We start from the raw sequence: 12,628 nt of genomic DNA on the forward strand, positions 1-12,628 counted from the left end.
AAAAACCCGTTGCATTTGCAACGGGTTTTTTGATTTATAACAATTCATTCCGTAGGAATGTCTCGTCGGTAGAATTAAAGATGTATTAAATCGTTGTACATTCCATAGGAACGTTTGATTAATGCAATAGATAAATAGTGCGTATAAAACAAGTGTCCCTACAGGACACATTTAAATCGACATAATATTTTTTCTACTTACGAGTTATTCCTACGAAATATTACTATTTTCTATCGAATCAATAATCTGTTTTTTCATTGCAGTATGAATATAATCCAAAGCTTCGGCATACGAAATAGCATAACGTTTTTCAATGTTTTGAAATTGTTTTGGAAACTCACTTAAAATTTTATCGTAATAAATATCCAAATGACTTTCGGAAGGCATTTCGTACTTTAAACGAAGTTGAAATCTTCGTAATAAAGCACTGTCAATTATTTCATAATGATTGGTCGCACAAATTACTAAACTATCAGAAGGAAAATAATCTAAAAGCTGAATAATAGTATTGACCAAACGTCTCATTTCACCCACATCTTTATCGTCGCTGTCACGGCTTTTTCCTATCTGATCAAATTCATCTAGAAATAAAACTGCTCTTTCGCGAATCGCTTTGTCAAAGATGGCTTTTAAGTTTTTTGAAGTTTCACCAATTCTAGCATCAATGACAGTGCTGAGGTTGACAATGATGATTTTTTTGTTTAAAGTATTCGCAATCGCTTTTGCCGTTGTCGTTTTACCGCAGCCAGAACTTCCGTGCAGTAAAATTTTATTGTCAACTTTAAGATTGTATTTTTTTAATTCTTCAATATATTGATGCTCTTTGATAATTTGAAGTAAGGCTGCTTTATTTTCTTCACTAAAAAATAAATCGTCTAAAGCAATTTTTTCGTTATCAATTACGGTAAGATCATTCAGGTTCATCTGCATTTTATTTGCTGCAAAATTAAGTTTTATTCTGCAATGTTTTCATTCCATATTTCTTTTCCTAAAAATCGGTTTCCAAAAATCGAAGTGCCAATTCTCACGATATTAGAACCTTCAGCGATAGCAAGTTCCAAATCCTGAGACATTCCCATAGAAAGTTTTAAATCTTGTAAACCTTCTATTTTTTCAGCATAAATTTCATCTCGAATTATTTTTAAAAGTCTAAGTGACGGAATCATTTTTTCTTTTTCAACATCTAAAAGTCCGATGGTCATTAAACCTTTAATATTTAAGGTTTCGTAATTTTTTATTTTATTGATGAACGACAAAACGTCTTTTGGTGCCAAACCAAATTTACTTTCTTCGTAAGAAGTATTGACCTGAACAAAAACATCTAAATGTTCTATTTTGATTTTTAAGCTGTTTATGCAATTCATCAGCCAGACTTAATCGATCTAAAGATTGAATGCAAGTCACATATTTCAAAACATCTTTTACTTTATTGGTCTGAAGATGTCCTATAAAATGCCGTTCTACAGGAAGATTTTTCAACTCATAATCTTTATCTCGTAATTCCTGCATTTTGTTTTCGCCCATTAAAGTTTCTCCAGCTTGAATCGCAATTCTTATTTTTTCAGCTGGAACAGTTTTAGTCGCCAATAAAAGTTGTACGTCAGCAGGATTTCTTCCAGCAATTTTGCAAGCATCCTCGATGCGTTGGTGAACCTTTATTAAATTAAAAATAATCTCGTTTTTCATAAAGCAAAATTAAATCGAAACTGCAAAATTTTACTGGACCAGTAACTCTCAAAAAATGAAAAAACTGGATGATTTAACAGTTTCAAAACCAATATAAATTTGCAAAGTAAAAACCTCAGAACCTTAGTTCCTTAGAAACTTAGAACCTTAAAAAAGAAGAAAATGAAAATAGCAGTTTGGGATACATATGTAACCCGTAAAGATGGAAAAATTATGCACTTTGATATTTTGGTAGATGAAAATGTTAATGATGCGCAACAAGTATATGAATATGGTAAAATTTACCTAAAAAGTGTAGATCAGGAAGGACAAGCTTTATCTTCTAAAGAATGCCGTTTCTGCCACATTGATAAAGCTCCGATTGAAGTTGAAAATCAGGTTCGGGCAAATGGTTTTTCTATTATTGAAATGGAAAATTGTAATTAATTTAGTTTAAACACATAGAAACATAGTTTATCTTTCTCTGAAAAAGGGTTTAAAAAAAATGACAAATCATTTAACACATAGCATAAACTATGTGCATTAATGTGAGTGAAACGTCTTTTTTGACGACTTCAAAATCTATGTTTCTATGTGTTAAAATAAAACTACAAAAGTTTAGCAAGCGCTTTAATTCCTTCTTCGATTTGTTTTTCAGAAAGTGAAGCATAACCCAAACGGAAACCTTTAATCGTTTCATTAAAACTAAAACGATCTGGACTCATAATCTGAATGCCTTGCGATTTTAGCTTTTCAAAAACATCCAGCACATTTATTTCAGACTTTGGAACAATCCAAAACGCAAGTCCGCCTTCGGGTTTTGTAAATTTTATTTTGTCTTTAAGATGCTGGTTTAAAATGCTTTCAAAGAAATCTCGTTTACTTTTATAAACCAAATTGGCTTTTTTAAGATGACGTTTTATTTTACCTTCATTGATGAGGTTCAAAATAGCTTCTTCCATAATATTATCACCCTGAACATCAATAATCTTTCTATGATTTGCGATTTTTAAGATATTCTGCTCAGAACTTACCAAATATCCGATACGTAAGGCAGGCGCAACAACTTTGCTGAAACTGCCAATATAAACATAGTTTTTTAAAGCCGAATAGCTGGAAACAGGGAGAATCGGACGCTGCCCAAAATGAAATTCATTATCATAATCGTCTTCTATAATGGTGAAATTATATTCATTAGAAAGTGCAATTAGTTTTAATCTCTTTTTTAAAGACAAAGTTACCGTAGTCGGAAATTGATGATGAGGTGTAACATAAATCGCTTTTATATTTTTATGTTTTTGAAGATATTTTTCTACTTGTTCTATATTTAATCCGTCTGGTTCAACATCGACAGCAAGTAATTTTGCACCAGCATTTTCGAAAGTTTCCCAAGCAGGTTTGTAACCAGGATTTTCAACCAAAACTAAATCTCCCGATTTGAGAATACAATGCGAAGCCAGATACATTGCCATTTGGCTTCCGCGAGTGATACAGATTTGATTGGAAGAAATACTCATGCCGCGTTTAAAATTGAGCATTTGGGCAATCGACTTTCTAAATTCCGGATTTCCCAATTCGCTGCTGTAACCCATAATCTGCCAGCGCGATTTTCGGCTGAACAATTCGCGATAAGCCCTTGCTAAATCATTCATTGGTGCCAATCGGCTGTCGGGAAGTCCGTCATCAAAAACGAGGAATTTTTTAGTTTCTTCATTCGCAATTTCCTTCTCTTTTTTATTCGCTGATGAATAATTGATCTGAGGAAGAGCATCTGTTACAAAAGTACCTTTTCGGTCCATTGTTGCCAGCCATCCTTCAGCAGTTAAAACATCCAAAGCCTCTACAACGGTGTTGCGATTTACTTTTAATAATTGTGCCAATTGCCTGCTTCCTGGTAGCGCATTTCCGCTTACTAATTTTCCTGTTTTTACCGCATCAATTACCGCATCGGCAATTTGCAGATATATTGCTTTGTCTGATTTTTTGTCAAGCTCAATTTCTAATGGCCAAGGGCGAAGCATCTGGACTGTTTTTCGTTTGTAAATAAAAGTAATTTGCTAGTCCAAAAATACAATAATTATAAAATGAAAAATACATTAAAAGTACATTTTTTGAAAAGTTTGAAACTCAAATTCAATACTTTAAAATGTTTTATTACTTTTAAAATAAAAAATAAAGGATGAAAAAGGTGCTTTTCGGTTTTCTAATTCTTACTTCGCTGCATTCTTATGCACAAAATAATCCCATTTTTAAAGGATGGTATGCAGATCCAGAAGGAATTATTTTTGATAAAACGTATTGGGTTTATCCAACTTATTCGGCACCTTTTGACGATCAGGTTTTCTTTGATGCCTTTTCTTCGCCAGATTTAGTAAATTGGACAAAACATCCGAGAATTTTAGACACAACGGCTGTAAAATGGGCAAAACGAGCTATGTGGGCACCGTCTATCATTAAAAATAAAAATAAGTATTTCCTGTTTTTTGGAGCAAATGATATTCATGAAGGAGAAACTGGCGGAATTGGAGTGGCGGTGGCTTCAAAACCTGAAGGGCCTTACAAAGATTATTTAGGAAAACCTCTCGTTGATAAAATTATTAATGGCGCTCAGCCAATTGATCAGTTTGTTTTTAAAGACAAAGATGGTCAGCATTATTTAATTTACGGCGGTTGGAGACATTGCAATATTGCCAAATTGAAATCGGATTTTACTGGATTTATACCGTTTGAAGACAAAACGATTTTCAAAGAAATGACACCAGACAATTATACAGAAGGTCCTTTTATGTTCATCAAAAACAACAAATATTATTTTATGTGGTCTGAAGGCGATTGGGGCGGACCAGATTATTGCGTGGCATACGGAATTGCAGATTCGCCAATGGGACCATTTAAAAGAATTGGAAAAGTTTTAGAATCTGATCCGAAAATTGCGCGTGCCGCTGGACATCATTCTATTATAAAAGTGTCGAACAAAGAGCAATATTATATTGTGTATCACAGAAGACCTTTGACAGAAACGGTAATGCATTCGAGAGAAACTTGCATAGAAGAAATGTTTTTTGACGAAAATGGTTTAATCAAACCGGTTGTGCTGACCAATGAAGGTGTAAAAGCAAATCCTTTAAAATAAGCTTGTTATAAATAAATCAAATAAATCAATATAACTAAACCAATCAAACTAAATGAAACAAAAATTAATCCTTTTATTTTTTATTTTTTCTACAATAACATTTGCCCAGCATTTAACCTACGGAACAGGAGGAACTGTTTACGATTCTGAAGGCAAAAAAGTAATTTCGACAAATGTTCGAATATTAATGCGGGATAATCCGGAAGCCCTGAAATTGTATAATACTGGAAGGACTAAGAAAACTTTCGGAAATGCCTTTTTTTATGGAGGATTGGCAATGATTGGTGCGAATGTTATAACAGCCATGAATACTACAGATATTAATTCTACGGGCTCTGCGACTAATCCACAAGTTTCTTCAGATCGTTCTAATATGACTTTTGCTGTTATTGGCGGTATTTTGGTTGCGGTCTCAATTCCGATAAAAATTGGGTATCCAAGAAAAATTCGAGAAGCACTTGGAAAATACAACAATAAACTTCCGGAGAGTTTAGTGGAGCAGAATACTATTCAAACAGCAATTATTGCTTCAAATAATCAATTAGGAATTCGAATACTGTTTTAAATCTTTTTACTGAATTTTAATAATTAAAAATCTGCTGCGGATGATTCTTCAGCAGATTTTTTTATTTCTTTATTTCGAAAAGGAGCTAAAGAATTTAGATCTTAGATTTAAAGAAATTGGCTACGTCATTTTTTTTAAATTTAATGAAAATACAATTTTAACTTCATATCGGTTTGAATTTAATATTTTGTAAAATCCATTTTATTTTGATTGAAGAATTCATTTAAGTTGAAAAAAAGTTTCTGTTTTGTATTTTACATTATATAATTTTTAATGTTTTGCTGTTTTTTAAATTAAGAATTATGATAAGTATATAATTCTGTCGTCAAGAACAAATTAGGATTATTAGGTAAATTTATTATGTTTGTTGCGAATTATTCAATTTTATAAACCAGCCTTCATTTGTCGAATCTTACCTTAAATCAGGATCAAATTTTAATTGATCGTCTTCGTGACGGCGACGAATCGGCATTGACAGAATTGTATAATAAATTTTGGCAGGCACTTTTTATGTCGGCTTATAATGTCATTAAAGACAAGGAATTATGTGAAGATATTATTCAAGATATTTTCATGAATATTTGGCATAATCGTGAAAAAATTGAAATTCATATTTCATTAAAAGGCTATATGTATGCCTGCGCCAGATATCAGGTTTTTAATCATTTAAGAAAAAATAAAGACAAAATTCACGTCGAACTTTTTGATGATCTAGAAAAGCGCTTTTTATCTTCTACGCCAGAAACACAATTAATGCACGACGAATTGGTGCAGCAATTGAATTTAATTATCGAATCTCTTCCAGAAAAATGCCAGGCCGTTTATAAACTGAGCCGCGAAGAACAGCTGACTCATAAAGAAATTGCAGAACGACTTAATATTTCTACAAAAACAGTCGAAAATCATATTACAAAAGCCTTACATACTATTCGATCTTCTATGGGAGAAAGCATTAGTATGGCGATGATTTTGTGGGTTTCAAAAAATATCTTTTAGCGAAAATAAATGGTGTGGTTGGATTGAATGGTGTGTGTGTTTTCCTCTTTTTTAGTCGTTTTTCAAAAAAAATCAAAAAAAATACAATTTGGACTAGGGGGTAGGTGTCTTTTTGGATACTTACTTCATATACTCCCCGAATAATACAAAATAAAATGAAAAAAGAGGATTTTTTAGTTTTACTAAATAGATATCTTTCCGGTGATACCAATCTCGAGGAGAATAACAAATTATTGAATTTTTACGAAAGTTTTCAAACCAATGAAGACTGGAATGATGCGCTTGGTTCTAAAGAAGAAATGGAACATAAAATGCGAACGCGTCTTCAAAGTGCGATTCAATCTGAAGAAAAAGAAGTTATTCGCTTGAAACCTTTTTATGCCACAAACAGATTCAAACTGATTGCGATGGCAGCATCTCTATTATTGCTGATTTCGATTTCTTTAATAATCAATAAAACAAATCCGCTTAAGATTGAAACTCCGCAGGTTGCCCACAAAGAAATTCTAATTGGAAGCGACAAAGCAACTTTGACTTTAGAAGACGGTTCTGTTATCGCTTTAGAAAAAGGAAAATCGTATACAAAAGGAAATGCGTCTAGTAATGGCGAAAAATTAGTATACAATTCAAAAGGTGGAACTGTTACCATTGCTAATAATTTATTAACGATTCCGAGAGGCGGACAATTTTTTGTTCAATTGGCAGACAGCACCAAAGTTTGGCTGAACTCAGATTCTCAACTTAAATATCCAGTCGCTTTTGTTGACGGCGAAACGCGTCAAGTAGAATTGGTTTATGGAGAAGCTTATTTTGAAGTTTCGCCAAGCACTAAACATAAAGGTTCAAGATTTAAAGTCAAAACCGAAAACCAAAATGTTGAAGTTATTGGAACTCAATTTAACATTAAAGCGTATCGCGACGAATCGACTATTTACACCACTTTGGTAGAAGGAGTTGTTGCGGTAAGTAATGCAAGTAAAAGAAAAACTTTGGTTCCGAATGAGCAATCTAGAATTTCGGAATATAACGGAAATATTACCGTTTCTGAAGTCGATGTTTACAACGAAATTTCTTGGAGAAAAGGCTTGTTCGTATTTAAAGGAATGCCTCTAAAAGAAATTGCAAGAGTATTGTCAAGATGGTACGATGTAGATATTGTGTTTGCTGATCCAGCTCTTGGAAATGTTAAGTTTAATGGCGTTTTAAACAAAAATCAAAAATTAGAAGACATATTAACGACCATCAAGAATATTAATTTTATTAATGCCTATGAGAAAAAAGACGATAAGATTATTATCAAATAAAAAGAAAAGGGATTAAAGTTTAGACCTCTCACCGTACTGCACTTTATCCCTTTCTATGTATTAATCCATTAATCCATTAATCAGTTTTAACAACCAACCAACCAATTAACATGTAAATTTATGAAATTTAAATTAACCAGCGCCTATTTCTATTTTAGAGAGCGGCTAATTATTAACATTATGAGAACTTTTATCTTCTTGTTTTGTACTACAATTTTTGGTTTTTCTCCCGTAAATCTATTTTCACAAAACTCAAAAGTTGTAATTACGGCTGATAAAACAGTAAGTGTTGACGAAGTTTTTGATATCATTAAAAAACAAACCAACTATACTTTTATTTATCAGGAAGATTTATTTAAAAAATTACCTAAAGTACATTTAAAAAAAGGAAAAATTAAAGTGAATGAATTATTAGAAGCCAGTTTTTCTAATAAAGATTTTGACTTTAGTTTTTCTAACGGAAATACGATTGTTGTAAAAGAAAGAGCCGCAGAGAAAGTTGTGGTTCAGCAATCTAAAATAATTGAAATTAAAGGAACTGTTACCAATGAAGCCAAAGAACCGCTTCCCGGAGTAAACATAAAAGTGAGAAGTTCCAATGCTGCCGTACAAACCGATTTTGACGGAAAATATACCATTAGTGCTCCAGAAGATGGACAAATACTATTTACATATATTGGGCATAAAGCGCAAATTGTAGAGGTAAACAAAAGAAAAGTAATCAATGTTACCTTAGTGCAAGAAACAAAACAACTGGAAGGAGTTGTAGTAAATACAGGGGTTACCGTTCGTAAGAAAGAATTAATTACGGGTGCGGTTACTGTTTTTAGAGGTGAGGAACTAAGACAGGTTTCGACACAAAATGCTGTTCAGGCTTTAAAATCTTTAGACCCATCTTTTATTGTGGTGAATAACAATTTAGTAGGTTCAAATCCAAATATTCTGCCTACAATTGAGGTAAGAGGACAGACGAGTTTAACAGCCAATCAGGTTGATAGTCAGTTTAGAGATGATCCGAATCAGCCACTTTTTATTTTAGATGGATTTCCAACTACTTTACAGCAAGTTGTCGATTTAGATATTAATAGAATTGCAAGTATTACTTTATTGAAAGATGCGGCATCAACTGCATTGTACGGATCTCGCTCTGCAAATGGGGTTGTGGTTATCGAAACTACCAAGCCATTGCCAGGACAACTTCAAGTTTCTTACGTATATAATTCTTCTTACGAATTGGCAGATTTAAGTGTTTATCATTTAATGAATGCAGAACAAAAGTTAGAATTCGAAAGACTTTCTGGAGCATTTATTGTTAAAGATGGTACTACCGAAACTACACCGCTAACTTGGGACAAGGAATACAACAGACGTTTGGCTGCTGTACGCAGCGGCGTAAATACGTATTGGTTAAACGAACCTATTCAGATGGGAATTACATCTGGACACAGTTTAAATTTTGGTGGAGGTTCTGAGGAATTTCGTTTTAATATTGCCGGAAATTATAAAACTTTAACCGGAACCATGAAAGGTTCTGAACACAATACTTGGGGATACAATACCACTTTGACTTACAGAAAAAATAAATTAAACATTAGCAATCAATTTTTTGTTTCTGGAGGAAATAACCAAGAATCGCCATACGGTTCATTTGAAACTTGGGCAAAGGTAAGTCCGTATTATCCAAAAGTGAATGAAAACGGAGTGATAACTCGTTATTTAGATGGTTCTTCATTGCCTTTGACTAGTTTGCAAACCATTGTAAATCATCCAGCCAATCCGCTTTACAATGTCTTTTTGGGAAGTTATGATAAAGGAAACGATTTTAATTTTACGAATAACTTTGCAATCAATTATGATGTAAGTCCGCATATCAAAACAACTGGAGCAATCTCTGTTTCAAGATTAAATAGTAATAATACGGTTTTCGTTTCTCCAGACGATACTCGTTTTATCAGTAATATTGCTACAGAAAAAGGAACATACAGCAGATATGAAGCTATTACAGACAAATGGAATGCTAACCTTGGTGCAACCTATTCGAATGTTTTTAAAAACGTTCACTCTTTTAACTACACGATTAGAGCTTCGGCTTTAGAAACAAAAAATAATTCGTATAAATCCTTTTTGAGAGGTTTTCCTATTGGAGTTGCCGGAAATCCAGCATTTGCTTTTGGCTATGAACCAAACGGAAAACCAGCAATATATACAGAGCTTACTAGAAGTGTAGATTTAACCAATCAGATTAACTACGCTTACGATCGAAGATTTCTATTCGATTTTACACAGACTATTTCGGGCGCTACCAATTTTGGAACAAACAAAAAATATTCGCCTTATTGGGGAATTGGTTTTGGATGGAACTTAAACAATGAGTTTAAAATGAATGAAGACATTGTCAACATTTTTAAAGTGCGTGCCAATATCGGTCAGACAGGAAATCAGAACTTAGTAGGATTTGCTTCTTATGACATTTATTCTTACGATCCGAATACCAACGTTTTTGGTGCTGGACTTGCCGTTTCGCAAATTGCAAATCCAAATTTAGAAGCGCAAAAAACCAGAGATTTATCTTTAGGATTAGATCTTGCAATGTTTAGAAATAGATTTACAATGACTCTTGGAGCTTACAGACGTAAAACTTCTCCTCAGATTGTAGGTATTGATCTTGCTGCTTCTACTGGAATTAATAGTTATCCTTTAAATGTGGGTTACTTGACTACTGAAGGGTTAGAGTTAAAAATGAACTATAATTTCATTTACGATTTAAGCAGAAATTTTGTTTGGGGAATCGGATTGATGGGCGCAACTGGCGATAATGAATTAGGTGGTTTTGGTAATGCTTTGGCTTCATTAAATGAGACCGCAAAAAAGGGTACGGGCTTAACCAGATATTATGATGGAGCAAGCAGTAATGATTTATGGGCTGTACCATCCTTAGGAATCGATCCTGCAACAGGTAGAGAAGTTTTCTTAAAGAAAAACGGGCAATCGACTTTTATTCTAGATAAAAAAGACGAAGTAGTAATGGGGAATTCTAGAGAAACTGCAACAGGAGTAGTTTCTACAAACTTAAACTACAAAGGTTTTAGTTTTGGATTGTTTGTGCGTTACAGTTTTGGTGCAGATAGATTTAACTCTGCCTTGTACAACAAAGTAGAAAATATTACGCGATCAAGCATTTTTGATAATCAAGATGTAAGAGCTTTTACAGACCGATGGACAACTCCTGGACAAATGGCGCAATTTAAGGCAATCGGATTAACCAATAATACACCAATTTCTTCACGCTTTATTCAGAAAGACGATTATATCTCGGGAGAATCTATTCGTTTAGGTTATAGAATAACTGACCGAGCATGGCTAAAAAGAAACGGATTGACAGCTTTAGGATTTAATGCTTTGGCAAACGAGTTTTTCCGTGTATCAACAATAAAAGCAGAGCGTGGTATTGATTATCCTTTCTCAAGAATTTATTCTTTGACTCTTAATTTATCATTTTAATAAAGAAATTATGAACAAGTATTTATATAAAATTACATTCATTTTGCTTACCTCTATAACCGCAGTAAGCTGTAGTGATTTTTTGGATGTAGTGCCGCAAGATAAAATTTTAGAAGATCAGGCTTATAGTTCTGAAGCTGGAATTCAGAATGTACATAACGGAATTTACCTTCAATTGGCTAATGCCAATTTGTACGGAAGACAGCTTACCATGGATGCTGTAGAAATTTTAGGCCAGCAATTTAATATGTCAGGCTCGCATGTAAAAGCTACAATATCGACTTATTCTTATGCTGAGGCCTTGCCAAAATCTACTTTTGCGGCTATTTGGGTTACTGCTTTTAAAACCATATTGTCTACAAATAAATTTCTAGAAAGTATTGATCAGCATTCGGATAAAATTTCTAAAGAAAAGGCAGATTTATTAAAAGGAGAAGCGATTGCTATTCGTGCAATGCTGCATTTTGATATGCTCCGTATGTATGGACCGATCTATAAAGTATCTCCTGCAGATCCTTCTATACCCTATTATGATCTTGCTCAGACTACAAATAATCCGGTTCTGCCTGCAAACGAAGTAATGGCTAAAATTATAGCCGATTTAGATTTGGCCATTTCACTTCTAAAAGAGGATCCATTTCCAACTACTGGAAAATATGGAACGACAACTGCTTTTGACGGTAATCCTTATTATTATAAAAATAGAGGACAGCGAATGAATATCATGGCAGTAAAGTGTTTAAAAGCCAGAGTTTTGCTTTACGCAGGAGATAAAACGGGAGCATTTGCTGTCGCGAATGAACTCATCAATTATGTAAAAGCAAAACCTTATGTGTACTGGACGCCATTCTTAGAAGCTACCAATACTTCTAATCCAGATCGTATTTTTTCTTCTGAGAATTTCTTTGCCCTTAGCGATCTTACTTTATATAACAAACAAAAATTAATTTTTGATTCCAGTTTAGACGACTTTAATATTTACGCTCCACTGCTAAGCCGATTAAATGCTGTTTTTGAATCTAATGATAACGATTACAGAAGTCTTCCGTCTTGGAAGATTCCAATATCAGGAGGAAAAACACAGAAAACATTTTTTAAATACGAAGATGTAACGGATAAAACCAAAGAATTTCGTTTTCAGATTCCAATGTTTAAACTTTCAGAATTGTATTTAATTGCGGCAGAAACAGCTCCGGTTCCAGCAGATGGAATTGCTTATTTAAATACGCTTAGATTTAATAGAGGTTTGACCAATCTTGCTGCAACGGCGGTTTTAGCAACAGAAATTACAAAAGAATATAGAAAAGAATTTATGGGAGAAGGACAATTGTTTTTTTATTACAAAAGAATCAATTCAACAGCAATTCCAAACGGTTCTGCTGCATCTGGAAATGTAACGATGAATGCACTTAAATATGTGGTGCCATTGCCAGATGAAGAAATTAATTTTCAATAATTAAAAAA

At 33.4% G+C, this 12,628-nt stretch carries 9 protein-coding genes and 1 pseudogene; 7 read left to right on the forward strand and 3 right to left on the reverse strand.

Features of this window, described 5'->3' with window-relative positions; all coding sequences use genetic code 11:
* Positions 1-210 precede the first annotated feature (210 nt).
* Together LL966_RS01190 and LL966_RS01195 are read right to left on the reverse strand one after the other, a co-directional pair.
* Positions 211-924 carry an AAA family ATPase gene (locus tag LL966_RS01190; protein WP_229349409.1) on the reverse strand — a complete coding sequence of 238 codons (714 nt, stop codon included), beginning with the start codon at positions 922-924 and terminating at the stop codon, positions 211-213.
* Between the two features lie 29 nt (positions 925-953).
* Positions 954-1,686 (reverse strand): annotated as a pseudogene (locus LL966_RS01195) (YggS family pyridoxal phosphate-dependent enzyme).
* Between the two features lie 162 nt (positions 1,687-1,848).
* Here LL966_RS01195 and LL966_RS01200 point away from each other — a divergent pair.
* Entirely contained in the window at positions 1,849-2,112 is a 264-nt protein-coding gene (locus LL966_RS01200; RefSeq protein WP_229349411.1) for a DUF2024 family protein, read from the forward strand.
* Positions 2,113-2,273: 161 nt separating this feature from the next.
* Here the strand turns inward: LL966_RS01200 and pdxR are convergent, their stop codons facing one another.
* On the reverse strand, positions 2,274-3,686 hold the full coding sequence (gene pdxR, locus LL966_RS01205) for a MocR-like pyridoxine biosynthesis transcription factor PdxR (protein WP_229349413.1): 1,413 nt from the start codon (positions 3,684-3,686) through the stop codon (positions 2,274-2,276).
* A 158-nt stretch (positions 3,687-3,844) separates the two neighbouring features.
* Between pdxR and LL966_RS01210 the strand changes: the two genes are divergently transcribed.
* From LL966_RS01210 to LL966_RS01235, 6 genes are all read left to right on the forward strand, one after another.
* The gene (locus LL966_RS01210) at positions 3,845-4,798 is read left to right on the forward strand and encodes a glycoside hydrolase family 43 protein (RefSeq protein WP_229349415.1); all 954 of its coding nucleotides are present in this window, start codon (positions 3,845-3,847) and stop codon (positions 4,796-4,798) included.
* Positions 4,799-4,850: 52 nt separating this feature from the next.
* Positions 4,851-5,363, forward strand: coding sequence for a hypothetical protein (locus LL966_RS01215; RefSeq protein WP_229349417.1), 513 nt, complete (start codon positions 4,851-4,853; stop codon positions 5,361-5,363).
* 402 nt (positions 5,364-5,765) lie between these two features.
* Positions 5,766-6,359: an RNA polymerase sigma factor gene (locus LL966_RS01220; RefSeq protein ID WP_229349419.1), complete on the forward strand. Its 594-nt coding sequence runs from the start codon at positions 5,766-5,768 to the stop codon at positions 6,357-6,359.
* 155 nt (positions 6,360-6,514) lie between these two features.
* On the forward strand, positions 6,515-7,663 hold the full coding sequence (locus LL966_RS01225; protein WP_229349421.1) for a FecR family protein: 1,149 nt from the start codon (positions 6,515-6,517) through the stop codon (positions 7,661-7,663).
* A gap of 180 nt (positions 7,664-7,843) precedes the next feature.
* On the forward strand, positions 7,844-11,164 hold the full coding sequence (locus tag LL966_RS01230) for a SusC/RagA family TonB-linked outer membrane protein (RefSeq protein ID WP_229349423.1): 3,321 nt from the start codon (positions 7,844-7,846) through the stop codon (positions 11,162-11,164).
* 10 nt (positions 11,165-11,174) lie between these two features.
* Positions 11,175-12,620 (forward strand): RagB/SusD family nutrient uptake outer membrane protein, encoded by a 1,446-nt coding sequence (locus LL966_RS01235; RefSeq protein ID WP_229349425.1) that lies wholly within the window; start codon positions 11,175-11,177, stop codon positions 12,618-12,620.
* Positions 12,621-12,628: the final 8 nt, after the last annotated feature.

The sequence above is a fragment of the Flavobacterium chungbukense genome (assembly GCF_020805785.1).
Lineage (GTDB): Bacteria > Bacteroidota > Bacteroidia > Flavobacteriales > Flavobacteriaceae > Flavobacterium > Flavobacterium chungbukense.